The organism is Actinomadura sp. CNU-125 (assembly GCF_001942465.1).
Taxonomy (GTDB): domain Bacteria; phylum Actinomycetota; class Actinomycetes; order Streptosporangiales; family Streptosporangiaceae; genus Spirillospora.
This window is the reverse complement of sequence record NZ_MKJY01000110.1, coordinates 15,562-38,909: the sequence shown is the minus strand read 5'-3', so window position 1 is coordinate 38,909 and position 23,348 is coordinate 15,562. Positions and strand designations below refer to the sequence as shown.

Genomic DNA, 23,348 nt, shown 5'->3' with positions numbered 1-23,348 from the left:
CGCTCCCAGAGAAGTTCGAAGTACTCCCTAAACGCCCTAACGATCACCGAGGACTGGATGAGCAAGGCACCTGCGATGCCTCCTCGGTCACTGAAAGCAGCGCGATGGATTCATCGGCGAGCCTCATGCTCATGCCGATCTCTGGAAGAAGGCGCACCGTGCCGCCGGCGCGAATGGTCGCAGCGATGCCCTCGCGTCCGGCGGGCGATTCGGCACAGTCGGCCTCGTAGATCGCTCTGCTTCGCGCCGCACCGAATCCGGAGCTCGGCTCATCAGCGGACCGGTCACCTGAGACGCAACCGCCGAGCATCAGCCAGTCATGTTCGGCTGTACGCGCCAGTCTCGAGGTCAGCTCGGCGACCCGACCCTGATCGGGGAGCATCTGCGCCAGTTGATCCATGGGACTCTCCGACAAGGGGTGTGCGGTCGAGCGAAGCTCGCGGAGACGTTCTTGCCCGTCCAGCAACATCTCGTGCGCGACGGCGAGTTCGCGGGCCATGTAGGTCAGCGCCCGCTGCAGAGCCAGATCCGGCGACGTCGGCACCAGCCTCGAGCTTCCTTCCTCGACGTCGTCCTGCACATAGACGACTCCCATATGGGTGAGAGACTCGACCCCCCCGTTTCCGCCAGGGAAGTGCGGGAGATCGTCAACACGACAACCGCCCTGCGCCAGGAGCCGAGAGTAGGTATCGAGCAACTCGTTCGACACGATGCCCGCCAGGAGTCGCCGCGCCCTGGCCTCATGAGAACTGCTACGCACATCACCCATAACTACAGAGGGTAGTGTCTCGACTTCTCTAAGCGAAGAGAACTCGGCCGCTTGAATCCGTCGGGTCGCCACGGCGTCCTCGTCAGTTCACGCCACTGACGCAGTCGACAGTTTGACTTCCTGCGCACGGTCGCTGTCTCCCGGCAGGGAGCGGACGCCGGGCAGCACCCAAAGGACGGACAGCGTCAGAGCAGTCGCCACGATGGCCATCGTGGCCGCCGTCACGACGATCACCTGCGGACCGAAGTTTGCTACGAGCGGGCCAGACCACAAGACGGTCATCGGCATGAGGAGGTAACTGGTGACCATGTTCCAGCTATTGACTCGGACGAGTACCGCGTGCGGGATCCTGTCTTGCAGTGCGGTCGTCCAGAAAACGTAGTAGATGGCCAGCAAGGCGCCTGGAACGAGAGAGGCCATAGCGATGAGCGGCCATGCGGCGTCCCCGCCCAATAAGAAGCATCGGGAGGGACACCGACGCGGGAAGGAGCGCCGCCGTACAGATGAGGTGCGCCGGTCGCCAGCGAGCGCCGATCAGCGCTCCGGCGAGCCCGCCGAGAGGCTGAGCCGCACTGATGATCCCCCAGGCCCATGCGCCGCCGTGCCCGTTCTCTGTATAGAGCGGTCCAGCGATCTTCATGAAGCAGACCATCGCCATGGTGATCGCCGTGTAGTGCAGAGTCATGATCCAGACCCACGGACGGCTTTTAAATTCTCGCCAGCCTTCCAACAATTCGCGTAGGGCATTACCACGGACGCTCCGGACTGGCCGGTGCGTCGCGAGACGGCTGAGCAGTACGGCGCTGACGCCGCAAAAAGCTCCCCTCCCTCCTGCCGCCCAGGCAGGCCCGAGCAGGGTCACGACCGCACCCGAGGAGACGAAGCCAACGAGAAGACCAGCTGACTGGGTCTGACTGATCAAGGCGTTGCCCGCAGCACGCTTACCTCCGGTGAGGAGGTCGGCGATGATGCCCCGGATCGTCGGTAGGAAGATGGCCGTCGCGAGTCCGCCCAGTGCGGCGAGCACACACAGCAGCGGGAGCGGGGCTCGGTCCATGGTGAACGACAGTCCCAATGCCAGCCACGCGAGGCAGGCGAGAAGCTCTGCGCCCATGAGCACGTGGTGGCGTCGGAAGCGGTCGCCGATGATTCCGCCGCACAAGATGAGCAGGGCGGGAAAGGTGTTGCAGGCGACGACGACGGATAGTTCGCGCGCGCCGTAACCCATGCTCATGACGCCCCATGCGAGGGCGACAGGCCCCATCCCGACGCTCGTGCTCGATACGACTCGGGAGATGAACAAGGGCGCGACCGTTCGGTCCTTGAAGAGAGAGAACGGTGATAGGAATCCGGACAAGGTTGGGTGCCTTACTTGCTGAGCAGATGGGTGATGAGGAACTGGGCTATGTTCCCGTAGGCCCTGATCTCGTTGGCCCGGTTGACGAATCCGTGCCCCTCGTCCGGGTAGATGTCGTATCGGACGTCGACGCCGCGGTCGCGGAGGCGCGTGACGATCTGGTCGGACTCGTCCTGCGGGACGCGCGGGTCGTGGGCGCCCTGGACAACGAACAGCGGCGCATTGATCGCGTCCGCGTAAGTAATGGGCGAACGCCGCAGGAGGTGCTCGGCGTCGGTGTCGGGGTCGCCGAGGACGGCGGCGACGCTCGGTTTCCACGTCGGCGGACACTCTTCGGCGAGTGTGAGCAGGTTGGAGGGACCACATACCGAGACTCCGGCCGACCAGGGGATGGGCAGGCGGGCCAGGCAGGAGAGGCTGGCGAATCCTCCGTATGAGCCGCCCATCACGGCGATGCGGCCGGTGTCGCTATCGGTGGAGGTCTGCAGGTATCGGATCGCGTGGTCGAGATCGTCCAGGTCGACCCCGCCCCAGTCTCTGTAGATGAGGAGCTGGTGGGCCCTGCCGTAACCAGTGGAGCCGGCGATGTTCGGCGCCAGGATGGCGATGCCTTGGGCGAGGAGGTACTGGTAGAGACCCGCGTAACCGTACTGGCGACGCTCTTGGGCCTCGGGGCCCCCGTGAATGGACAGCAATACCGGATGCGGGCCCGCTGTGTGCGGTCGGTACAGCAGCGCGTGCACGTGACGTCCGTCCTTGGACGGATATGCGATCGTTTCGGGCTCGACTGGGGTGACGGTGCGCAGTGCAGGCGGTCGGGTCTCGGTGAGGTACCTGAACCCGGTCGGCAGATCGAGCACCCCGATCTCGCTCGGACGGCTGGCCGAATCGATCTCCACCACGACCTGCTGCTCATCGGACGTGAGGGCGAGTGCGTCGACGACTCCCCGGGGCAGTTGCGGAAGTTCGAGATCGGTGCCGTTCCGGCGCCCGCGCAGGATGGAACACCCGTTCTCGTTCACCGCCCACAGCAGCGTGTCGCCAACGGCCTCGACGAGTTCAACGTCCCACTTGTCGGTAGTCAACTGAGTCAGGGACTTCTCTTGGAGTGAATAGAGACCGAGCGTGGTGAACTCGCCCCACAAGTCCGTCCGCAGATAGAAGGCGGACGAGTCGGAGGTCCAAGGACCTGGCACAAAGTACCCCTGGCCACGCTCGGCGGTAAGGCATACCGGAACGGCACCGGGGTCGCTGAAGTCAACCAGGTACACCGCGACGTCGCTGTTGGAGCGGCTTCCGCGAACCGTCAGCCACCGTCCGTCGGGCGAGACACGTACGGGAGTGAAGGCGACGCCCGACGGCGGCCTGATCCGGCGTTCCGTGCCGTCGGAAAGGTCCCGGATGAGGACGTCCTGCACGGTTTCGTCTCGGTCGTTGGCGGCGTAGACGAGGTACCGTCCGTCCGCATCAAACGGGCCTTCGGCCAGGACGCGCTGGCAGTCCGGGCCGGAACCGACCTCGACGACGCCCTCACCGTCGGCGCCGATCAAGTAGACCCGGTATTGCTCGTCGCCCTCACGATCGGCGGTGAACACGAGGCTCTTGCCGTCCGGTGCCCAGGCGATCTGCGATACCGCCTGGTTCCCCAACCGTGTCAGACGACGCGGTTCTCCACCGGCCGTCGGCAGCGTCCACACATCGAAAGTGCCTCCGGCGTTGCTGGAGTAGGCGACCGTCCCGCCGTCCGGGGAGATCGCCAGTGTTCTGCGGAAACGTTCCCGGGGGACGAAGTCGAGGTACTCGGGCATGGAGTTCTCCACTGTCGAAGCCTTTGTTAGATCCAGCCGCGGCGGGCGGCGGCCGCGCCCGCGGCGCAACGATCGGCGGCACCGAGCTTCGCGCGGATGACGCCGATGTGCCGTCGCACGCTCGTGCGGTTCAACCCGAGCTCTCGTGCGATCCGCTCGTCGGTCATGTCTTGAGCCAGCATCTGGAGGATGTCCTGCTGAACAGCACTGAGCGGCGGTTCGACCTCGGCGGCGCCGAACGGGACCGCTCGCTCCCACAGCAGTTCGAAGTACTGCCGCAGTGCCCCCACGATGAGCGGGGAGTTCACCAGTAGCGCCCCCGACGCGCCGGTCTTTGTCAGGGGCAGCAAGGCAGCGGCCTCGTCGGCGAGCTTCATCTTCATGCCGACCTTGGGAAGGATCCTGGCCTCTTCCCCCGCTCGAGCATTGTTCTCGATGATCCGGACACCGAGCGGGGTCTCCGTGCAGGAGGCCTGGTAGATGGACCGGCAACTGACCTCGCCCTCGAACGTGGGCAGCGGTGGCATGCCGGCCACTTCCTCAAGGGGCATCTCCAGAGCGAAGTTCTCCAGCGTCAGCCAGTTCTGCCTCGCCGTCCCGAGCAGAGCGCGGGAGACGTCGCGGATCTCGGCCCGGTCGGTGAGGACTCGAACCAATCGGCTCCTGCTGGCTTCGAGCGCACCGGGGAACGGATGAGCGTCGGCCATCCGACGATGCCCCTCCAGCAGTCGTTCCTGCCGCGCCACGAGCTTGCGGGCGAACGCGGCAAGATGACTCTGCAATGCCAGGTCGGGTGGGATCGCGACGAGGCGCCGTTCGAACGCCAGACCAGTGGGCTCGACGTAGGCCATACCCGCTTCGGTGAGGGTCGCCACCATCTGCGGGCCTCCGAGCACGTCCGCAGCCTCGCTATTCAGGCACCCGCCTCGAACCAGGAGCTCCCTGTACGAGTTGAGCATGTCGTCGTCGACGAGCCCTTCGAGCAGCCTCGTCGCCGTGTCTCCCGCTTCAGAGTTCACTGTCACCTCCGAGCACAGAGAGTAACGACATCGCCTCCTCGCGTCACCGCATGGGGGTGGGCGATTGGTGGCAGTGAGCGCTACTCGCCACCTTCACTCCAGGATCCTGCTCAGCGGCAGGAGAGCCATGCTGGCAAGGGAATCGACTTCTTCGGACGAGCAACTTCGTCAGTCCGTTGGTGGCGACTTATCACCATGGAGTGTTTCGGTCACGGGGTCCGTCGATTGACGCCGGTTCGATTAGGTCCTCAACCAGCCAAACCGATCATGGAGTGCCCATGAGCCACACCTTCGCACTGCTCAGCCGCCAAGTCCTCGGCAAGGCCGCAGACCGCCTCGCCGAGGCGCTGCCCTGCCGTCCGCCCCGAGACCGTCGGCTGGCGGACGACTACGGCCACGCGGACGTCGTCGGCCTGATCGGCGCCGGCGCGGACGCGCTACTGAGAGCGATCCTGGTTGAGGCAATGATCCTCACACCCGGCTCGATCGAGGTCGTGATGGGGAAGAGCGATCTGGAGCACCTGTTCGGCGAGATGACCGGCCAGGTCCCTCGCGAATGACTCCAGCGCAGCCTGCGCGTGACCGACACGTTGGAAGACGCCATCGAGTACGTGGAGAAGACGATCGCAACCGAGCTTCGCCTGGTCTTGGAAAGGGCTCCGACCCTGTGGATGGCGACTCCGGGGAGCGACTCCGATGTCGTCCGTCAAGTCTTGGAGGGCGCTGCCGAGGGCGGCGTGACCGGTCTGTTCAAGGGGCCGTGGCCGTACGGGCCGACGTACGTGATCGAGGAGGACGGTCCACGGCCTCGCCCCAGGCAACGCGTCCGTCTACTGTCGGCGCGGCAGTCGGTCGCCAGACTGCAGTCGACCGTCTTCCAGCCCTAAAGGACCATTCGCACACTGCTTGTGGGGCGGTGGGCGCAAGGTCGGGTTGGATGGTGAGGGCCGACTGTGCCTGCTGCCCTCGCGGGGACGGTACGGACGCTGGGGAGAGGGTCTGCCGGCGAGCACTGTTGGCATGATCTTGGGCGGACGGTGGTCAGGAAGCTCTTGGCGGCGTTGAGGATGATGCCGTTGAGCCCTCGGGGCCGATGGAAGCGTCGATGCCAGCGGTCAACTGGCTGGTCCGCAGGAACCGCTGAAGCCCTGCGCGCTGACGTAGTCGTCGCAGACACCGGGGAGAAGCATCCTGGCTATTCGTTCCGCTATCGCCGCTATGTCGAGGAAGCTTTGCGAGAAGCTCGAAACGAGTCAGCTCGTCTTGGTGTACGAACCGGAGCATGGCGATTACGAAGAGTGTCGGTAGCGTCTACCGGCGGTGCGGGTGCGTGGATCCGCGGACGGGGAAGGCATGGGGCGACCGCTGCCCGAACATGGCGCCCGGCCGATGGCATGGGAGCTGGTACCTACGGGTCGAGCTGCCGGTCGGTCCCAATGGCCACCGCGGCGGATCCGCCGCGGTGGCTTCACCAGCAGGAAAGCCGCCGAAGAAGCTCTCGCCCAGCTTCGGGCGCCCTCGGAATCGGGCGGTGAGCTCGTCACGGTGGGCGAATGGCTCACCCACTGGTGGCCACCCGCACCAGCGCGGCGTCCACCATCAGCGGATACGCGAGCCACGTCCGTCTCTACCTCGCCCCGTACCTGGGCACGGTGGCGCTGGCCGAGCTGTCGGTCTCGCACCTGCAGGCGATGTTCGCGCGCATCTCCCGCGACCACGAGCGTCAAGGAAGGCCGCTGACGGCGGCCACATCCTGAACCGGATCCGGCGACGCTGCGCACCGCCCTCAACGCCGAGCTCCGCCTGATCTCCGACAATCCAGGCGCGCGGGTGGAGTTGCCGCCCGCCCGGCGTCCGCGCGCGGTCGTGTGGACCGCAGGGCAGGTCGAGCACTAACAGCGGACGGGGGAGCGTCCGCCGGTCGCGGTGTGGACGGCGGCGCAGACCGCCGAGTTCCTCGACGCCATCGGTGACCACCGTCTCTACCGTTCTGGCCGATACCGGCATCCGGGTAATGCTGACCGGAGTGCGGATGCCGAGAACGAGCGCGGTGATGGAACGGTCGGTGCAGACCTGCCGCCGTGAACTCCTCGACCGCACCCTGGTCTGGAGCCAGCGGCACCTGCTCCACGCCCTCCGCGAATTTGAGACCTTTTTCAACGAGCACCGGCCTCATCAGGGCATCGCCAAGAACGCCCGTTGAAGCCGCTGCCTCCGCCGATCACCGAACCAGGCGGGATCGCCCACCTGAACATCCGAAAACGCAACGGCTGGGCGGAATCCTCAACGAGCACGAACATGCCGCATGACTTGCGCGGACGAGGTATTTGGCAGGGACAGGGTGCCGCGACCTCCTCAGCGGATGCATGATGCGGCAGATCTGAGTATGAACGGCCGTACCGGTGTCACATTTCGCGCGGCTGCTTCGTCGACTATGCGACCGGACGGAGACAACGGGCTGTGCGGCTGGACCAGGAAGGATCACTCGATGAACGTGCTCTTGTGGGCACGCAGGGGATCTCGGCGTACATCTCCACGATGTCCCCGCTGGAGAAACTCTCCTGGCCGATCGTCGAGCAGGCCGTCAAGTACCCGTGGGTGCGGACTTTCCCTGCGACGGCGCGATCCGTCGGCGTGCTGGAACTGCTCGGCGCGGTCGGGTCGATCGTGTCGGCGGTCACCCGGGGGCGTCCCCGTCCCGCACCGGCTGCCAGAACCGGATTGGCGATCTTGATGGCGTTGGCGGCGGCCATGTACTTGCGCCGCAAAGAGCTGTCCGATTGCTGGTCAACGCCATCCTGTTCGTGCCCGCTGCACTCGTCGTCGCGGGGCCATTCGGTTCCTACACCTGCTGGTGACGGACCAGCATTCCCAATCGAAGTAACGGCCATCGATCAGCACAGAAAGGGCAGTAGATGAGCAAGGTAGCCTTCATCGCGGCGTGCACGGCCGCCACAGTAATGCCGTGGACACTGACGGTCGCACCCGCGCAGGCCCACGAGCGGACTGCACTGACGTCACCAGGCGAGGCCGTGGCAGCGCCGGGAAGTGTCCCCGCGTCGGCAGCAGACCATCCCGGCCCGCATTACTGGATGTACACCGAGGACGACAACCCGGGCGGGAAGGTCGACTTCTGGCCGCAAGGCGACATCGTCAGAGTATCTGACAGGCAGGATGACGGCGCCGCCGTCGAGGTGACCGTCCGGAACGAGACGAAGGACCCCGACAAGCACGAATACAAGGAACGCTTCCAGGGTGCCGGGTTCGGTAAGGAGTTCAGAGCATCCATGGGGCAGCCGTGGAACCTGGCCGAAGGCCACTGCTTCTGGTTCAGAATCAGATTGATCAAGAACGGTGAAGTCATTTCCGACACAAAGGATACCGCGCAGTGGAGAAACTATAACAACCGAAAAAAGGAATGTCCCGGGGTCGAGTGAGGACATGATCTGTTCTCCGTGAACCTATAGCCGGCACCTCGCCGACGTGGTCGGCGAGGTGCCGGTGGTCGGCCTCCTGAAAATACTTGCCGTCGGGGTGAGACCGGGCCTATTTCAAGTCGCCGGTGCTGGCGGGTAGTGACGTTATGTGAGCGTGAGCAGCGGGATGGCGCGGTTATGGTCACGGCCGATCCGCTGGACCGTTTCGGTGATCTTGGTGATGTCGTTGACGGCCAAGACGTCGAGGGCGAGGTTGCGCAGGGTGGCGGAGGCCGTCACCCAGACAGGTCTGTGGCTCGTCGGCCGCGTGGTCCCCACCATGCCTGCTGCCGTCGTGTTCTCCGTCCAGGCACCGACGCGCTGGAGCTCCTCCCCTGTCTTAAAGCCAATGGCGGCTCTCGGCTCGCTCCGGAGCTGAGAGCGCCCGCCTGGCCGTTCTGGCGGGCATCGCCCCGGCGGACGCCGTCGCCTGGGCCCGCGAGCACCACGATAAGCGGGCCGTCGAGACCCCGTGGCAGCGCCGCCGGGTCCGCGCGCCTTCCCCGCCGAGCCCCCTGACGGACGCCCCCGGCGCGGCGGACACGCATCAACCCGGCGGGCGGCCCCGCGGACGAACTGGTCGACTGCGGGCTCCACGAACCCGTCCAGCAGGCCCGGCTCGACGAGGTCGCCGTTGATGAGCGCGTGCACGGCTTGCCCGCTAGTGCTCGGTGGTAGGCGGCGACCACGGCGAAGTACAAGCCGAGGAAGGTAGCTATCGCGCCCTGCTGGGCGACGCCGCCTGGCTCCCGGGCCTATACCGGGACACCACACAACTCCACCACCCACGGCGACCCATCGGCGCAGGAACGCTCGTCCACGACCTGTAGCCCTGCACCTCGGCGACTTCCGCTACGGCACACGCCGCCGCGCACGCCCACCTCGACAACCCGAGCGACGTCCCGTTCCTACTGGGCAAGTTGCGGGAAGTTGGGGCCGATGAACAGGTCGCCACGCTGGCCGAAACTCGGCAGCTTCCGTCGACACCGGACCAGAAGATCCAGCTCCACCCCACGGCCGACGACGCCCACCACACCCGCGCCAGGGGATCGGGACGCAGCTCAGGTGTCTTCGCGGCAAGCCGCAGTCAACATCGTACGGATTGTTCGTCCTCATCCCCGCGTCATAGGACACCGACCGCCTCGTCTATAGGGCATGCAGCATGTCCACGACCAGCCTCCAGCGCTCTCCTCTCACCGACCCACGGAAGCAGAACTGCAGCGGCGGCTTCGAGAGAAACTGCCAGTCAGCTGCGCGCCTCACGAGCCACACGCGTCGGCGTGGTGGTGGTTAGCGCTCAATGAGCGGAACTCGCCACCCGTCACGGCAGTGAGCACGCCGCCCGTTCCCACGGCCGATCCGGCTCCTCTTGCCCCCTCGGGCAGGCCCTCGAAGTTGACCAGTTGTCATCACCGTGAGTTTTGATCACGGGGTTGACCTGGCCGTTCACGGTTTCATCGTGACTCGTCAGCCGAGACCCGACCCGGGAGGTCATCCCATGAACGTTCTCACCCGTGCCTGCCAGTGCAAGAAGCGCACGACGATGCAGCACGCGTGCCGGTCGCTCCTCGCCTTCGGCGCGAACCGTTCGCAGTCGTGCAACCGGGGACGCCTGCGAACGCTCCTCCAGCACCGCACCGCCGACCGGCCACGGCTCCTGCCCCTGCGCCACAGGGACGACGAACTCCTGGCCCGCACCTTCGGCCATCCACAGGGCGCCGGCTTCACCGGCCCCGGCGCCAACGGCCTCCTGCGCGCCATCCTCACCGAAGCCCTCACCAGCAAGGTCGGCGTGTCCTGGGTGATCGCGACAAGGCGCGACCTGCACAGACTCGGCGCCGACGTCTTCGACGACCAGACACTCGACAGGTTCTCATCGCGCCTGCAGGTGACCGACACCCTCGAAGACACCATCGAGCGTCTGGAGTTCGAGGCCGACGTCGTCCGGGCTCTCGATGTCAACGACGCGGCTGCGCCGACGCACCGACCGTGCTCTGGTTCTCGTCGCCGGGTGCGGACGCCGATGTCGTCCACCAGTCCCTCAGTCACTGGCCCGCCACCAACCTCGTCGCGTTCATCGGCGGCCCGTGGCCGTACGGGCCCACCCACCTCGTCGAAGCGGACGGCCCCCGGCCGCAGCCTCTCAGGCCCGTGAAGCTGCTTTCGGCGCAACAGGCCGCCCACGAACTCCGTCGGTCGACGATCGGGAGCTAGAACTCGTTAGTCGTCGACCAGGTGTAGGCCTCAACCTGCGCTCCGATGGTCGAGGCCGGACGTGACGTCCGGCCTCGACCAGAGGGCGCCGGGAGACTTCAAGCGGGAGTCGGAACGTCACCTCCTACGCCCCGGCCCCTCGCCCATCCATAGGAAAGAACAAGTACGCCATCGACCAGGCACGACGCCGAACATCCCCGTCAAGTTTTGAGTTGGACTGGCAGTGGGAGGATCAGGACGTCGAACAGGCGCGTCCGGCCAGCCCGGGCGTAGCTGACCTACGCGGTTCCAGCCCCATGCCTTGTAGGCCCGGTAGGCGGTGAGGTTGTCGGCCTCGACCAGCAACGTTGCCCGTTCTTCGTTCCTGCCGGCCAGCAGCGCGTCGTGCAGTGCGTGGGCGGTTCCCCGACCGGTCCATTGATGGCGGACCATGATTTCCGAGAGCGCGAAGGTTCTTGTGCCGTTCTCTTCGGTGAAGCCCGGCTCGGGTTCGGCGACGAGTCCGCGCCACCAGGCCGTGTCCGGCCCGAGCGGCCACCCCCAGGTCTGGCCCACAGGTTCGCCGTCCCGGTAGGCCAGCACCATCTCGAAGCCCCGGCCGGAAGACGTGTAGGCGTCAAAGCGCGTCATGAACTGTTCGGGCGAGTCGAACGGGTCGCCGCAGGCGATCGCGTCAGCGTAGGCGTCCCGGTAGACCTCTTCGACGGTGGCGCGGATCGCGCGGGCCTGGTCGGCGTCATGGCGGCGGAACTCAAGCCCGGATGTCTTGCCCTGGTGGGTCATGCCAGCGACGCTACTTTCGTCGACAGGTCGTTGGCGATCGCCCCATAACGATCGTGGAACTCGCTGTCGTGCCGGACGAGCGGCTGCAATGTCTTGAGCGCTCGCATCGAAGCCACGTTCTTCAGGTCGTTGAGCGTCTGGTGTCCAGCCTCCAGCGCTTCGGCCGTCTCACCGGCGGCGAGCCGCGTCTCGGCCAGCATCGCCCGGTAGTACACCTGGTTGCGGGGCGCCAGGTCCATGGTGTCGAGAACACGTTGGAGTTGGCTTGCGGCCCTGCTTTCGTCGCCGAGGATGGCGGTGACGCGGGCTTCGTGGCCCAGTACCTCGGAGCGGCCGACGAATCCGAGCGCCTGCCTGTCCTCCGGATGGTCGCCCCGGTCGAGTTCGCGATGGGCTGCGGCGATCGATGCGCGGGCAGCCGCGCCGTCGCCGAGGAACGCGTTCACCGTGGCGGTGCGCATGTCGATCAAGGCATGGAGCTTGGGGGAAGGATGATGCTTGGCTGACTGTGCGGCGACCTGGAGCGCGCGCTTCGCTTCGCGGGCGGGACCGCGCCGCCCGCTGATGCGGGCCAGTGCGGTCGACTGCATCGCCATCGTCGCGTAGACGTGGGCGCGCAGTTGCGCATCGTCCCCGCTATCGGCGAGCGCCGCGGCTTCTTGGGAGAGGCGGCGAGCGAGAGCGAGCTCTCCGGTATCGAAGGCCAGGAAGCTACTGCAGTTGCCCAAGTCCGCGGCGGCCCGGAGCAAGCCGAGTCCGGTGCGTTCCCCGTAGTCGCTCTCGTCGAGCATTGCCTTGGCGCGGCCGAACAGGCGCAGCCCGTTCCCGAGCAGGGCGGCACCGCCCACGCTCCAATCGCGGGTCCATAGTTCCTCGGCGCAGGTCTGCAGGTAGTCGACGTGCGTCTGACCGATGCGGACCGGTGGGAGGAAGTCGTCCGGCAAAAGGGTTGAAGCGGTCAGCGCGAGCAATCCGCCATTGAACGTTCTACGGTCCATGTCCTCCCTTTCCTGGGGGGCGCCCAGTTCCGGGGCGGCGTCGGGAGTCCCGAGGACCAGCGGCAATAGTGCCTCCCGTGGCACGCACAGCGCGTCAGCCCATGCCAGTAGTTCCCGGATGTCGTAGAGGGTGCCTCGTTCGCCGGATTCGGCCCTGGCCACCTTGGTCTTGGTCCAGCCGGGCACAAGGTCGGCCATCTGCTGCTGGGTGAGGCCGACCGCCGAGCGCACCAAAGCCAGGACGCCGCTGAAGTTCAGTTCGGCAAGGGCACGGCGCATCGGCGGGGTGTCCCACAGCCATACCGGCGTTCTGACGGTCGTTGTGCGCAGCGCCCGCTGGCAGGGGCCGCACACGGGCTCGTTGTTATAGCGGGACAACAGCGTCGAACGGCACCCGGGGCAGAGCTTCTGATCGGGCATCTGGGCCTTCCCAGCCGTGGAGACGTGAGCCTTCACCATTGACGGTAGAAGGCGATGCACCTCGGTGCTAGCAGCATTGATGCCAATGTGGCAACCGATGGTAGGGACTCTGGTTGCCGCTCCGGTCGTTGCCGGGATCAGGCTGAGGCTGGCTGGCTTGTAATCCCAGCCACCACCTCGGAGACCACAGTGCCCACCAGATCTAAAAACGCGATGAGCCGCGCGGCCGCGCCGGCCACCGGGCTCACCGGGAATAGGGCACTGCCCGTCAACGGGAGCTTCGGGCAGCGCCCTCAACATCTGGCGTCCAAGAACGGTCCCGTCCTTGGCGACGGGGCCCCTTCGCCATCGATCGCGCGTTCGGCGTGGACGAGGTCCAGGTGGACCCGCTCGCTGGTGTCGTCAAGATCCGTGACCGCTCAGACGGGGCCGCCTCAGGCGGTATCCGTCCCTCCAGGCCGCTGCGCGGCCCGTCCCCCGATGCCCCCACGACGGGCCGCGCAGCTTCCCGTTCCGCAGACGAATGGAGCCTCGATGCCACGTCGCCCAACCCCGCGGCCTCGGTCCGACACATCGATTCCAGGAACCCATGACGCCAGCCGCACGCGACGACGTCGACAGAGCCGTTGGCGTGCACAAATCGCGCACTGGCTGGCATCGTCCAACAGCGCCGGAGCGAAGGGCGGGGAAATCCCCGGGGTCGGGGAGACCTCGCGCGACTTGGCCGTCTGGCGAGAGATCAGTGGTCGGCTGGCGTCGCAGGTCCTCCTGCTGACCGAACGGGCTCGCCCGGCCCTCGACGAACTGGAAAGCAACGAAGGCGCGCCCGAGCGAGTGGGGCTGCTGTACGAGATCGACCACGGTATTGCCTGCATGCGGCGCTTGGCCCGCGACATCCAGGTCCTCACTGGCCAGAACACGGTCGAGAGCGGCGTACCGGCGGTCCCGCTACTGGACGTCGTACGCGTGGCAGCTTCGGGGATCGAGCACTACGGCCGACTTCATATGGGTCCGATCGCCGACCGGGCGCTCTTCGGACATGTCGCCGATGACGTCGCCTCGGTGCTGGCCGCGCTCTTGGACAACGCGACGCGCCAGTCCTCAGCTCCGGCACTGATCGATACTCGCTCGTCCGGTGACGGAAGCTTGCTGCTCCGGATCAAGGACAGCGGCCCCGGCATGGATCCTGTCTGGGTCGAAAAGCTCAACCGCACGTTCGCCGGCTCGGTTCCGCCGATGTCCGCTCTCAACGGTCGCAGGACGGGGTTCGCGGTCGCGCACCGCTTGGCATGTCAGCACGGTCTCGGGGTGGCTCTGGTCTGCCGCCGGGCGGCCGAGGCCGCCCCCGGGCGGACGGGCCGGGCTGGCACGGTGGCGATGGTCACCATCCCGCCGCATCTTCTGTGTGCCGATGGCCAGTCTGCCTGCAGTGTCCAGGCTGCTGGGGTCTCTGGCTCGTCCGAGCCGTTGTTGAGGGGCCGGGATGCCCCACGGGCACGAAGTGACGTTTCCGACCGGCCATGCGCGCCAACGTCCTTCGCGGACGACGTGGCGGCGTTCAGCGCCGCGATCCCGGGCAACGGCCCGCTCAATCCGGTCAACCACGGTTACCGCCGGGTTTCACCTTCCAGCGCAAACCGATCGGGAGGAACGACGACATGAACTCTCGCAGGCCCTTCCCGCGGGCGCCGAAAGACTTGGTCGCGCTCGTCGACGACTTCGTCGACGAAGCGCCCGGAGTCTCGCATGCGCTCATCGTGTCCGCTGACGGGCTCGTACTGACCGCCTCGCGAGGCCTCCCTCGCGATCTGACCGACTCCCTGTCGGCGATGGTCGCGGGACTGATCGGTCTCTGCAGGAACATCGCTACCCACATCGACCGCGGATCCTGCGAACACGTCATGCTCCGGCTCACCCACGGCCACTTGCTCTTCATGGGCATCGGTCCGCAGGCCAGTTTGGCCGTTCTCACCGAGGCCGGAACCAACGTGGGCACGGTCGCCCAGCAGATGAACGAACTCGTGGGCCGCTCCGGTCAAGTCCTCAGCGCGCGACCGCAGGTCGACTTGCACCAACACAGCGGTGAGAGGCCATCGTGACCGGCGAAGTCCGAAACCAAGCCTGGGCGGCCACGCATCCGTGGGTGCGGCCGTACGTGATGACGGGCGGACGTGTCCATGCTCCCTGGCAGGTGCCTCCGCACGTGTCGGTATCGGCGCACGTTTACGACCGGGACTTCGCGGTGCGGCTGGCACCCGAGTCAGGCCGCCTGTACGAACGCGCTCACTACTGCACAGCGGCCTCGGGCGCCGGGTCCTTGACCGGCCTCTCGGTCGATTGCGGAGTGCCCTTGGGGGTCGCACGCATCCTGCTGAGCGATCTCGCCGCCGCCGGACGAGTGCAACTCGGCTCGGCCCCGGAGACCTACCCCCGCGACGTCCACCTGCTCGAAAGGATCATCGATGGCCTCCGCCAGCTGGCCTGACCGGCATCAAGGGCACGGCTTGTCGTCAGCGAGCGAATCTCCGTTTCGGGCGGTAGCCACGGAGGTCCGATTACGCACGTCGTCTTCGACTACGGTTCCACGCTGACCAGCCGGCAAGATCCGATCGACGTTCACCTCCGGATGCGTCCGGTCTCCCCTGCCGCCGAAGAGGCCATCAGGGCGGCGCACGAGGCCGGGGTCGTGCTGGCCCTGCTCTCCAATACCCAACCTGGCCAAGACCGCCGCCGGGCCCTAAAAGCCGCAGGTCTCGACGCTTTGTTCGGCGACCGCGTCTTCCTCAGTCACGAACTCAATCTCGCCAAGCCGAACCCCGCCGTCTACGAACACGTACTGACCGACCTCCAGGCACGCCCGGCTCAGGTCCTGATGTGCGGCAACAACCTTGAGCACGACATCCTCCCGGCCGCGGCCCAAGGCATTCGAGCCGTCTTGGTCGGCCGGGCTCCCGGTCGGCTGCCCCCTGGAGCCACCGACATTCTCAGCATCGCCGAGTTGCCCACTCTGCTCACGGGAGCACATATCCATGGCTGATCCAGTGACCTTGCGCGTCGGCACCTACAACCTCCGCGACGGAGGTCTCGACGGCGTCTCCGCGTTCCGCGACGATGCCCGATTCAAGAATCAGCTGGCCATGTTGGCCACGCTCCGCCTGGACCTGCTCGGACTGCAGGAAGCGAAATGGGGACCCGACGGCCCCGCTCGGCTGGAGCAGGCCGCGCGATGGCTTGGCATGACATGGAAGTGCCTCGTGCGCTCGAACTTCCACGGCTGCGACATCGCCGTGCTCGTCCGCGAGAGCGCCGGCCTCTCCGTGACCCGAGAACGGCACCTGACCGGACCACCGTTCGCCCACGCCCATGCCGACGTCGAGCTTGAGATCGCGGGTCGCCCGCGTCCTGTCCGCTTCATGGTGGGCCACGCCGCCCCGTCCAGCCCGACCCTGCGTCTGATCGAGGCCGAGCTCGCTTGGTGGTTCTACAGCAGCCTCGACGTCATCTACGCGGCCGATTTCAACGCTGCCGCGCTCAACGAGGATCCCAATCTGCAGGACGTCGACCCACTGCACGTTGCCCGGAAGCTTGATACTCGCCCCGCCGAGGAGCTTCAGGCCAGTGGTTTCATCGACACTGGGGCGCAGCTCGGCGACCGAACACCGACCGTGGGCCACACCCGGGTCGATCGGCTCGCCTACCGCTGCGATCGCATATACACGACGCTTTCGCGCGACGCGATCGTCGGGCACCGAGTCGTCCAGGAAGACAAGCCGCTCTCGGACCACCGCCCCGTCTGGGCCGAGTTTGTTCTCCCCGCGACTGAACGACGGGCGCCCCCTGGCCGGGGTGGCATTTAGCGGGTGCCGCCAAACAAATTCGTGACCGTCGACTGCCTCAATCGCCGTGGCCATGGTGTGCAACGCCCTCACGAGACCATGGGGAATCAAGAGAGTGGGGCTGGCTCCATGCAACCGGGGCTAGCTGAACCCGTCTCACCTTCTCCAAGTGTTCCAGACCTCTCCGTTCCCAATGCGCCGCACCCAGCCTCGCTGTACCAACGCGCACTCTAAGCACGTCATCACGATTACCGGCTCGGATTGGAAGTCTCTTGCTGTTCAGTAATATGTCATGGCCAAATCTTCAGACCCATATTCAGACCGCCTACGCCATCACCCCTGTGGGCACCGCCGAACCACACGGCCCGCATCGGCCACTGGCGGCCGACACCGTGATCAGCGAATACTTCGCCGTCCGGCTCGCTCACCAGATCAACGGGCTCATTACGCCGTCGATCGCGAACGGGCTCGCCGGCCCACCGCGGCATCTGGGCGATGGCTTTCCCGGAGTCACCAGCATCGGCGGCCGAACTTTCCCTGACGTGGTCACCAACGTTCTGGCTGCACTCGCTCGCCACGGCGTGCGCAAGTTCGTCTTCGTCAACTCCGCGATCGACAACGTGGGTCTCCTGTGGGAGTCAGCGCGGATCCTCACCAGGGATTCGTCGGACTCCCGCGTAGCGATCTTGAACTGGTGGGACGTGGTCGACGAGGAATTCCAAAACCGGCTCGTAGCCAATGCCGGAGTGCCTCGTACAGAAAATCACCACGTTGCCCTGATGCAGTCCAGCTTGGTCATGTATATCGCTTCACAAGTTGCCCAGTCCGTCCACGTGCCAACATCCGCCGGACCGCCGCCTGATGGGCGAACCAGATACCGCATGAACCCGCTCCCGCCTGAAATCGCGACCGAGTCCAGTGTCATGTACACCACGGGTTGGGCTACTGCGCAACTCGGAGAGTTGGTCGCGAAGAACGTTTCACAAAACATGGTGGCCGCGGTTCGCCTGGCATTCGGCGAGGTAAACGGCGAACTAGGCGAGTGACACGGCATCTACTTTGCGCTCGCCTCTCATCCACAAATCCCTGCCGCTGGAGTGCCTCGCCGACCGCTGCGGCGGCTTGACGCATACGCGAGCAATGATCCGCTTTCAAGACTGAACATGAGTCGCCAAGTATTCCTGGATCTCACATCACGCCACTGGCAGGCTCGGATTCACGGAGTGGGTCAGTAGCCGGACGCGATCCAATCGAAGATCGTTTCGGCGGCCTCGCCGAAGGCCGCGGACTTTTCCAGTTCGGCGAACAGCCGCACGTAGTACTGGATGTCGCGGGCGTCGGTGATGGTGATCGTGGCGGTCTCCAGGCCGACCGTGACGAGTCGTTCGTCGAACGCCTCGAATCCGTGCAGCGGCACCTCGCGTACACGTGCGGTGAAGGGGATGATCCCGATCCGGACGTTGGGGCGGCGGGCCAGCGCCGCGATGTGACGGACCTGGGCCTCCATCACCTCGTCCGTGCAGAGTCGCCATCGCAGCGCTGCTTCGGTGAGGACGAACGTGAAGCGCTTGCTGCGGTCGCGGAAGATCTTCTGGCGTTCGGCGAGCGCGGCCATGCTGCGGTCGAGGTCGTCCCCGGAGACGGACAGGCCGTAGATCTCGCGCGTGAAGTCGGGGGTCTGGAGCAGGCCGGAGACGGTCGCGGGCTGGAAGAACCTGAGCCGTTTGGCTTCTTTCTCGACGCGGCCGATCTGCTGCTGCTTGCGCCAGGCGCCGCCGCGGAGGATGGCTCGCGCGTTCTCGGTGTGGCGGTGCAGCGACTCGGCCAGCTCGAGGAGTTCTGCGACGGTTTCGCGGTCGGCGCCGTAGACCCGGCCGAGCGTCTCGATGTCCTCGGTGGTCGGGACGGTCGCGCCGTTCTCGATCCTGGAGATCTTGGGCTGGCTCATGCCGGCCCGCTCGGCGGCGTTGGTCCCGGTGAGGCCGTTGTCGAGGCGTAGCCGTTTGAGCGCGCGGGCCAGCCGGTCTCGTTCGCGCCGATAACGCTCGGGTGCTTCCTCCATCAGGGAGGAAGTCTAAAGGCACGGCAGGTCATGACCGGGAACCCAGCCAGTTCTCCCGCTTGTGCTCGGGGTGGCGGTCCCACCATGTGGCGAACGGTTCGGCCTCCGCCATGACCGCGTCGCGGTAGCCGGGATAGGCGGCGGCTTCGATGCCGTCCACGAGCTCCGCCCCGAGGAACCGGCCCTCGTCGTCGTAGAGCAGCCGGGCGACCTTGTCGTTGTCGAACAGCCAGAAGTCTTCGTTCGGGATGCCGGCGGGCCGTGCGTGCTCGGTCTCGTCGAGGATGAAGACTTCCTGGCCGTATTGCGACGAGACCGCGTATCCCCATTCGCATTCGAAGCGCAGGTACTCCGAGAGCGGGCTGCGCAGGATGTGCACCTTGTACCAGCGCTTCCCCGAGGCAATCTCGGCCGCCATGAACTCCAGCCACTCACGGGTGGCGGCCTCGATCTCCAGGGGCTCGCCGTTCAGGTAGCGGTTGAGGCGTTCGCTCTCGGACGACACGGCGTAGTGGTCGAGAGTCTCCAGCCGGAACGCCTCGTTCTTGAAGTCGTCGAACAGGGCTTCAAGCTCGGCTTCACTGAGCACTGGACATCACCTCGGGAAGTATCGAGACCTGCACTTCGACCGCCGCCTCGCCCTCGGGCAGGGAGAGTCGTGCGAGCACGTCGATGTCGTTGATGAGGTGGCCACGCACGATCGCCGTGCCGTGGTCGGTGAGGCGCACTGCGGGGCTGTCCGGGGGCGCAGCGGGAGACGTCCACAGCATCGATACGGGCACCTCCACTTCCCCCTCGTCCTCGGGGAGGGGGCGAGCCGGCGCGGTAACGATGTAGCCCTGCACGATGAAGGATGCCTGGTCGGTCAGATAGAGGGTGGGGCATGTGGGTTTCGGGTCGCAGGCCCCTCGAAGCCGGGTCAGGTTCATGGGGGTGTTCCCTCTCGGTTCGCGCGGGGTGACCGTGGACTCAAGGATTCGCGTCTAGCGTGAATATGTCAACGTCTAAGCGTCGCAACATGTCTTACTTGAAGACGGTCGCGGCCCCCGGCAGTGCCTGTGCCGGGGGCCGCGGCGCTGCGCTGAGCGCGTCTCTACAGGTCGAACTCGCCGTTCTTGACCCGGCCGATGAACGTCTCGTAGACCTCGGCCAGGAAGGTGAGGTGCCCCGCCTCGGGGTTCTTGGAGTCGCGAACCGCTCGGGTGACTCCGATCCAGGCGACCTCGACACATTGGTTGCCACCGCCGCTGTGGCTGGACTTACGCCACACCGGACGTGACGACGCACCGGAGTTGATCACCAAGCATTCTCCTTCGTCAGGACTGATCGTGGAGCTCACGGAGCAGGGCGGCGGACTCGCGAGGGCCGAGAGCTCCTTCCAGCATGTGAGCCCAGGCCAGTTGGTAGGTGTCCAGCTCCGGCTCCGATTCTAGGTAGAAATCGCCCATCAGCCCTTCGGCGTAGACGACCGGTGAGTCCTCGACTTCGTGGAACATGAGGATGACGAACTCACCCTCCACGCCGGCGTGCGCCCCGTAGGTGAACGGCAGTACCTGGAGGGTGACGTTGGGAAGCCTGCCCGCTTCGACGAGGACGGCGAGCTGCTCGCGCATGACGTCACGACCGCCGACCTGGCGGCGAACGACCGACTCGTCCATCACGACATGGATCTCCGGCGGGTCGTCCCTGCCGAGGAGCGCCTGTCTCCGAGCTGCCCGCGCGGCGACGCGACGCTCGACCTCTTCGTCATCGAGCGCGGGCCGCGTGCGCCCGATGACGGCTCGCGCATACCCCTCGGTCTGCAGGAAGCCCGGTACGAGTTGAGCGTTGATCCGGATCTTCTCCGCCGCGCTCTCCAGCCCGACGTACGAGCCGGTGAACACGTCCGAGTACTTCGTCCACCAGCCGCGGCGCCGCGCGTCCCGTCCGAGCTGGATCAACGCCTCGCGCTGCGGCGATCTCACGTCGTACAGGTCGAGCATGTCTTCGAGGTCGTCGGTGCTGACGCGACTGCGGCCGTTCTCCAGCCGGTAGAGCTTGCTCTTGCTGAAGTCGAGTCGCTTCGCGGCCACCTCCAGCGACAACCCACTGGCATCCCTGAGTCGCTTCAGCTCTCGCATCAGGCGACGGCCTCGAACGGTTGGACTCTGATCCATGTGCCTGCCCTGCCAAGTCTGCCGATGGGTGAGTGGTTCACACCAGGTTTCCCTGTTTCGCCTGACTTGCAACCAGTCATATTTGCAACCAGTCACCTACGACTGGTTGCACGTCTGACACTGTGCGTACATGATGCTAGTCACATCCTGGTGTTGATGCTGGCGAGACTCCCCTAACGACCACAAACCCCGGAACCCGTGGCTGGTCGGAGCCATCGACATGAGCGAGGACCGTCGCCGTACCCGGCCGATCTCCTCGACCACCCCGGTCGGCCGGCGGGACACGCGCCCCGGCTCGGTGTCTCTACAGCCCACCAGGAGGAGCAGCAGGCCAGTGGCCTGGTGGAACCATTCGGAGGCGCATGCCATATGAACGCACCGCCATCGCTCCTTGGACCGTCCGCGACGCCAGGCGAGCCCGAACAGACGCTCGTCCGATGCTTGCTCGGTCCCCGGCCCGAGCACCGAGCACGCCAAGAATTGTCCGACGCGCTACGTCGGTTGGGGCAGACCGACGAGGTCTTCGAAGCCGAACTCGCCGTGAACGAGCTGGTCACCAACGCACGCGAGCACGCCCAGGCCCCGTACGAACTCCGGATCTCCTGGACCGAAACGGAAGTGAAGATCGCCATCGTGGACGGCGGCAACGACCACGACACCGTGCTCAAGCTCCTGTCGCAGGCGTCGAACAGCCAGCCGACACATGAAGAATCGGGCCGGGGACTCCAGATGGTCGCCGGGCTCTTCGGGGGCCGATGCGGCGCCGAGCCGACGACAACGTCCACGGGCATCACCCCCGCGAAGCAGGTCTGGATCGCTCTATCGCGGTTGAACCGGCGCCCCGCAGGAGGCGAGTGATGACCTTGGCGGAGAACGAACGGCAGGCCGTCCGGCTCGCGGACGAGCTGCGCACGCGGATCGACCGGTGGCTGGCTCAACGCGGAATCCGGGGATCCGTGATCATCTCGCCGTTTGTCGGCAGCGACGGACGGCCGAACGTCCTGATCAGGACGGACGCGCACGTCGCTCACGCCCTGCTGATGAGCCTGGACGAACGGCCTCATCCACCTCCGTCGGCACCTCCTCCGCGACGTATCTGACGGTGGCTGTGCCCGCGCTGGTCACCTGAGGTGCGCGGACCGCTCGGCGGCCCAACGAAGCTCTATCGCCGGGCGGTCCGGCCACCAACACCGAACCGACGAGTCTCTTGAATTATTCAGCGCTCGCGTGAATACTCTCAGGTCGTCAGCACTTGAAGTCCTGGCGGCTCGCGCGCGTCCCGTCCCCGTTGGGCGTCGACGCGCGGGAGCCGTTCAGGGCGTTACCTGCTCATCAGCGTTCACTCAACTCCACAGGCCCCCGGATGTTGGAAGGAGCCGGAAGTAGTGACAGCGCAGAGCCCGCACCGGCCTAGCAGCGGCATCGACCCCACGGTCGCGACCGCTGCGGGCATGTACGACTACTACCTGGGCGGACGGGACAACTTCGCGAGTGACCGACGAGCCGCCCACAAGGTGATCGCCGAGGCCCCGGAGGTGCTGCTCCTGGCCCGAGAGAACCGCCGGTTTCTGCAGCGGGCCGTCCGCTTCCTCGCTCGGGAAGCGGGCATCCAGCAGTTCCTCGACATCGGCACCGGGCTCCCGACGCAGGGCAACGTCCACGAGATCGCCCAGGACGAGACGTCCGGTGCGCGCGTCGTGTACGTAGACAGCGACCCCCGGGTGCTCGCCCACTCACGCGCACTCAAGGCTTCGGAAGCCGGAACCACCAGCGTAATCACCGCAGACCTGCGAGATCCGGACTCGATTCTCGACCACCCGGACACACACGCCCTGATCGACTTCGAGCAGCCGATGGCCGTCCTCCTGGTGGCCGTCCTCCACTTCGTCGGGGACGACAGCGACCCGTACGACATCGTCGACCGGCTCTGCGCCGCCATGGCGCCGGGCAGCTACCTCGTCATCTCCCACGTCACCGCAGATTCGCGTCCTGAGCACGCCCACGGGTTGAAGGACGTGTACCGGGCCACCAAGAACCCTGTCACCCACCGGACCTTCAGCGAAGTCGACCGCTTCTTCCAGGGCCTTGAGTACGTCGCCCCGGGGCTCGTGTTCGTCCCGAGTTGGCGGCCCGACGGCGCCTCGGACGTCGCCCCAGAAGAGGTGTGGGTGCTCGGCGGCGTAGGCCGCAAGCAGTAACGAGACCGTGCCTGAACAGCCAGGCCATCAAGGAAGACCGTCGGTTCAACAGTTGGAGGTTCTCACGATGAGCAACGACATGGCAGTGGTCGAAGCGCAGACTGGACAGCGCGACGGCACCCAGGACGTCTTCGACCTGGACGTCCGGCTGCTGGAGATCGCAGACCCGGCCGGCCTGGTGAACGTCACCGACGACGGGTGCACGAGCACCTGCGGAGCCTGCGTCAGCAACGCCGACTGACCAGCACGATC

General features: G+C 66.1%; 29 protein-coding genes. 16 read left to right on the top strand and 13 right to left on the bottom strand.

Annotated elements, in window-relative coordinates; all coding sequences use genetic code 11:
• Positions 1-43 precede the first annotated feature (43 nt).
• The 5 genes from BJF79_RS14185 to BJF79_RS14165 form a co-directional block, all read right to left on the bottom strand.
• Positions 44-580 (bottom strand): hypothetical protein, encoded by a 537-nt coding sequence (locus tag BJF79_RS14185; RefSeq protein ID WP_143219916.1) that lies wholly within the window; start codon positions 578-580, stop codon positions 44-46.
• 276 nt (positions 581-856) lie between these two features.
• Positions 857-1,078, bottom strand: coding sequence for a hypothetical protein (locus BJF79_RS14180; protein WP_075897763.1), 222 nt, complete (start codon positions 1,076-1,078; stop codon positions 857-859).
• Positions 1,079-1,085: 7 nt separating this feature from the next.
• Complete coding sequence (locus BJF79_RS14175) at positions 1,086-2,126, bottom strand: MFS transporter (protein WP_075897761.1); 1,041 nt, start codon at positions 2,124-2,126, stop codon at positions 1,086-1,088.
• Between the two features lie 11 nt (positions 2,127-2,137).
• Positions 2,138-3,934: an alpha/beta hydrolase family protein gene (locus BJF79_RS14170; protein WP_075897758.1), complete on the bottom strand. Its 1,797-nt coding sequence runs from the start codon at positions 3,932-3,934 to the stop codon at positions 2,138-2,140.
• Positions 3,935-3,960: 26 nt separating this feature from the next.
• Complete coding sequence (locus tag BJF79_RS14165; protein WP_143219914.1) at positions 3,961-4,953, bottom strand: LuxR C-terminal-related transcriptional regulator; 993 nt, start codon at positions 4,951-4,953, stop codon at positions 3,961-3,963.
• 278 nt (positions 4,954-5,231) lie between these two features.
• Here BJF79_RS14165 and BJF79_RS14160 point away from each other — a divergent pair, with 278 nt between their 5' ends.
• From BJF79_RS14160 to BJF79_RS14135, 5 genes are all read left to right on the top strand, one after another.
• Positions 5,232-5,513: a hypothetical protein gene (locus BJF79_RS14160; protein ID WP_075897754.1), complete on the top strand. Its 282-nt coding sequence runs from the start codon at positions 5,232-5,234 to the stop codon at positions 5,511-5,513.
• 993 nt (positions 5,514-6,506) lie between these two features.
• On the top strand, positions 6,507-6,710 hold the full coding sequence (locus BJF79_RS14150; RefSeq protein WP_143219913.1) for a hypothetical protein: 204 nt from the start codon (positions 6,507-6,509) through the stop codon (positions 6,708-6,710).
• Positions 6,711-6,922: 212 nt separating this feature from the next.
• Positions 6,923-7,156 carry an integrase core domain-containing protein gene (locus BJF79_RS59800; protein WP_075897748.1) on the top strand — a complete coding sequence of 78 codons (234 nt, stop codon included), beginning with the start codon at positions 6,923-6,925 and terminating at the stop codon, positions 7,154-7,156.
• 257 nt (positions 7,157-7,413) lie between these two features.
• Positions 7,414-7,872: a DoxX family protein gene (locus BJF79_RS14140; RefSeq protein WP_143219912.1), complete on the top strand. Its 459-nt coding sequence runs from the start codon at positions 7,414-7,416 to the stop codon at positions 7,870-7,872.
• A complete protein-coding gene (locus tag BJF79_RS14135) occupies positions 7,869-8,390 on the top strand; it encodes a hypothetical protein (RefSeq protein WP_143219911.1) in 522 nt (173 codons plus the stop codon). Before BJF79_RS14140 ends, BJF79_RS14135 begins: the two co-directional genes overlap by 4 nt.
• A 144-nt stretch (positions 8,391-8,534) precedes the next feature.
• Here the strand turns inward: BJF79_RS14135 and BJF79_RS55385 are convergent, their stop codons facing one another.
• On the bottom strand, positions 8,535-8,711 hold the full coding sequence (locus tag BJF79_RS55385; protein ID WP_158079167.1) for a hypothetical protein: 177 nt from the start codon (positions 8,709-8,711) through the stop codon (positions 8,535-8,537).
• A gap of 1,216 nt (positions 8,712-9,927) precedes the next feature.
• Here BJF79_RS55385 and BJF79_RS14125 point away from each other — a divergent pair.
• A complete protein-coding gene (locus tag BJF79_RS14125; RefSeq protein WP_075897742.1) occupies positions 9,928-10,584 on the top strand; it encodes a hypothetical protein in 657 nt (218 codons plus the stop codon).
• 176 nt (positions 10,585-10,760) lie between these two features.
• On the opposite strand, the gene BJF79_RS14120 is transcribed toward BJF79_RS14125, so the two are convergent.
• Entirely contained in the window at positions 10,761-11,426 is a 666-nt protein-coding gene (locus tag BJF79_RS14120; protein ID WP_262401992.1) for a GNAT family N-acetyltransferase, read from the bottom strand.
• A complete protein-coding gene (locus tag BJF79_RS14115; RefSeq protein ID WP_143219910.1) occupies positions 11,423-12,844 on the bottom strand; it encodes a helix-turn-helix domain-containing protein in 1,422 nt (473 codons plus the stop codon). Before BJF79_RS14115 ends, BJF79_RS14120 begins: the two co-directional genes overlap by 4 nt.
• 720 nt (positions 12,845-13,564) lie before the next feature.
• Here BJF79_RS14115 and BJF79_RS53235 point away from each other — a divergent pair.
• The 6 genes from BJF79_RS53235 (at position 13,565) to BJF79_RS14085 (ending at position 17,726) form a co-directional block, all read left to right on the top strand.
• Positions 13,565-14,506 carry an ATP-binding protein gene (locus BJF79_RS53235; protein ID WP_143219909.1) on the top strand — a complete coding sequence of 314 codons (942 nt, stop codon included), beginning with the start codon at positions 13,565-13,567 and terminating at the stop codon, positions 14,504-14,506.
• A gap of 35 nt (positions 14,507-14,541) precedes the next feature.
• Positions 14,542-14,943, top strand: a complete 402-nt coding sequence (locus tag BJF79_RS14105) for a roadblock/LC7 domain-containing protein (RefSeq protein WP_262401991.1) — start codon at positions 14,542-14,544, stop codon at positions 14,941-14,943.
• Positions 14,940-15,329, top strand: coding sequence for a DUF742 domain-containing protein (locus tag BJF79_RS14100; protein ID WP_083733427.1), 390 nt, complete (start codon positions 14,940-14,942; stop codon positions 15,327-15,329). Before BJF79_RS14105 ends, BJF79_RS14100 begins: the two co-directional genes overlap by 4 nt.
• A 141-nt stretch (positions 15,330-15,470) precedes the next feature.
• A complete protein-coding gene (locus BJF79_RS14095) occupies positions 15,471-15,881 on the top strand; it encodes an HAD family hydrolase (RefSeq protein WP_075897732.1) in 411 nt (136 codons plus the stop codon).
• Complete coding sequence (locus BJF79_RS14090; protein ID WP_143219908.1) at positions 15,874-16,701, top strand: endonuclease/exonuclease/phosphatase family protein; 828 nt, start codon at positions 15,874-15,876, stop codon at positions 16,699-16,701. Before BJF79_RS14095 ends, BJF79_RS14090 begins: the two co-directional genes overlap by 8 nt.
• Positions 16,702-16,952: 251 nt before the next feature.
• The gene (locus BJF79_RS14085) at positions 16,953-17,726 is read left to right on the top strand and encodes a creatininase family protein (RefSeq protein WP_075897727.1); all 774 of its coding nucleotides are present in this window, start codon (positions 16,953-16,955) and stop codon (positions 17,724-17,726) included.
• A 182-nt stretch (positions 17,727-17,908) separates the two neighbouring features.
• On the opposite strand, the gene BJF79_RS14080 is transcribed toward BJF79_RS14085, so the two are convergent.
• From BJF79_RS14080 to BJF79_RS14060, 5 genes are all read right to left on the bottom strand, one after another.
• Positions 17,909-18,742 carry a helix-turn-helix domain-containing protein gene (locus BJF79_RS14080; RefSeq protein WP_075897725.1) on the bottom strand — a complete coding sequence of 278 codons (834 nt, stop codon included), beginning with the start codon at positions 18,740-18,742 and terminating at the stop codon, positions 17,909-17,911.
• Between the two features lie 28 nt (positions 18,743-18,770).
• Positions 18,771-19,331, bottom strand: coding sequence for a DUF6879 family protein (locus tag BJF79_RS14075; RefSeq protein ID WP_075897723.1), 561 nt, complete (start codon positions 19,329-19,331; stop codon positions 18,771-18,773).
• A complete protein-coding gene (locus tag BJF79_RS14070) occupies positions 19,321-19,671 on the bottom strand; it encodes a hypothetical protein (RefSeq protein WP_075897721.1) in 351 nt (116 codons plus the stop codon). The genes BJF79_RS14075 and BJF79_RS14070 overlap by 11 nt, the downstream gene beginning before the upstream one ends.
• A 164-nt stretch (positions 19,672-19,835) precedes the next feature.
• Positions 19,836-20,042, bottom strand: coding sequence for a DUF397 domain-containing protein (locus tag BJF79_RS14065; protein WP_075897719.1), 207 nt, complete (start codon positions 20,040-20,042; stop codon positions 19,836-19,838).
• Positions 20,043-20,058: 16 nt separating this feature from the next.
• Positions 20,059-20,862, bottom strand: coding sequence for a helix-turn-helix domain-containing protein (locus tag BJF79_RS14060; protein ID WP_262401990.1), 804 nt, complete (start codon positions 20,860-20,862; stop codon positions 20,059-20,061).
• 405 nt (positions 20,863-21,267) lie between these two features.
• On the opposite strand from BJF79_RS14060, the gene BJF79_RS14050 reads away from it, so the two are divergent.
• The 4 genes from BJF79_RS14050 to BJF79_RS14035 all read left to right on the top strand — a co-directional run bounded on the left by BJF79_RS14050 (position 21,268) and on the right by BJF79_RS14035 (position 23,337).
• On the top strand, positions 21,268-21,756 hold the full coding sequence (locus BJF79_RS14050; protein ID WP_083733425.1) for an ATP-binding protein: 489 nt from the start codon (positions 21,268-21,270) through the stop codon (positions 21,754-21,756).
• Positions 21,756-21,998 (top strand): hypothetical protein, encoded by a 243-nt coding sequence (locus tag BJF79_RS14045; RefSeq protein ID WP_075897711.1) that lies wholly within the window; start codon positions 21,756-21,758, stop codon positions 21,996-21,998. Before BJF79_RS14050 ends, BJF79_RS14045 begins: the two co-directional genes overlap by 1 nt.
• Positions 21,999-22,283: 285 nt before the next feature.
• On the top strand, positions 22,284-23,096 hold the full coding sequence (locus BJF79_RS14040; RefSeq protein WP_075897709.1) for an SAM-dependent methyltransferase: 813 nt from the start codon (positions 22,284-22,286) through the stop codon (positions 23,094-23,096).
• Positions 23,097-23,163: 67 nt separating this feature from the next.
• Positions 23,164-23,337, top strand: a complete 174-nt coding sequence (locus tag BJF79_RS14035) for an FxLD family lanthipeptide (RefSeq protein WP_083733424.1) — start codon at positions 23,164-23,166, stop codon at positions 23,335-23,337.
• Positions 23,338-23,348: the final 11 nt, after the last annotated feature.

Excerpts from the sequence above, each read along its gene's own strand:
- BJF79_RS14070 (WP_075897721.1), bottom strand. The coding sequence starts at position 19,671 with ATGAACCTGACCCGGCTTCGAGGGGCCTGCGACCCGAAACCCACATGC.
- BJF79_RS14095 (WP_075897732.1), top strand. The coding sequence starts at position 15,471 with ATGCGTCCGGTCTCCCCTGCCGCCGAAGAGGCCATCAGGGCGGCGCAC.
- BJF79_RS55385 (WP_158079167.1), bottom strand. The coding sequence starts at position 8,711 with ATGGTGGGGACCACGCGGCCGACGAGCCACAGACCTGTCTGGGTGACG.
- BJF79_RS14090 (WP_143219908.1), top strand. The coding sequence starts at position 15,874 with ATGGCTGATCCAGTGACCTTGCGCGTCGGCACCTACAACCTCCGCGAC.
- BJF79_RS14180 (WP_075897763.1), bottom strand. The coding sequence starts at position 1,078 with ATGGTCACCAGTTACCTCCTCATGCCGATGACCGTCTTGTGGTCTGGC.
- BJF79_RS14045 (WP_075897711.1), top strand. The coding sequence starts at position 21,756 with ATGACCTTGGCGGAGAACGAACGGCAGGCCGTCCGGCTCGCGGACGAG.
- BJF79_RS14050 (WP_083733425.1), top strand. The coding sequence starts at position 21,268 with ATGAACGCACCGCCATCGCTCCTTGGACCGTCCGCGACGCCAGGCGAG.
- BJF79_RS14160 (WP_075897754.1), top strand. The coding sequence starts at position 5,232 with ATGAGCCACACCTTCGCACTGCTCAGCCGCCAAGTCCTCGGCAAGGCC.
- BJF79_RS14170 (WP_075897758.1), bottom strand. The coding sequence starts at position 3,934 with ATGCCCGAGTACCTCGACTTCGTCCCCCGGGAACGTTTCCGCAGAACA.
- BJF79_RS14060 (WP_262401990.1), bottom strand. The coding sequence starts at position 20,862 with ATGCGAGAGCTGAAGCGACTCAGGGATGCCAGTGGGTTGTCGCTGGAG.
- BJF79_RS14125 (WP_075897742.1), top strand. The coding sequence starts at position 9,928 with ATGAACGTTCTCACCCGTGCCTGCCAGTGCAAGAAGCGCACGACGATG.
- BJF79_RS14120 (WP_262401992.1), bottom strand. The coding sequence starts at position 11,426 with ATGACCCACCAGGGCAAGACATCCGGGCTTGAGTTCCGCCGCCATGAC.
- BJF79_RS14135 (WP_143219911.1), top strand. The coding sequence starts at position 7,869 with ATGAGCAAGGTAGCCTTCATCGCGGCGTGCACGGCCGCCACAGTAATG.
- BJF79_RS14115 (WP_143219910.1), bottom strand. The coding sequence starts at position 12,844 with ATGCCCGATCAGAAGCTCTGCCCCGGGTGCCGTTCGACGCTGTTGTCC.
- BJF79_RS14150 (WP_143219913.1), top strand. The coding sequence starts at position 6,507 with ATGGCTCACCCACTGGTGGCCACCCGCACCAGCGCGGCGTCCACCATC.
- BJF79_RS14035 (WP_083733424.1), top strand. The coding sequence starts at position 23,164 with ATGAGCAACGACATGGCAGTGGTCGAAGCGCAGACTGGACAGCGCGAC.
- BJF79_RS14080 (WP_075897725.1), bottom strand. The coding sequence starts at position 18,742 with ATGGAGGAAGCACCCGAGCGTTATCGGCGCGAACGAGACCGGCTGGCC.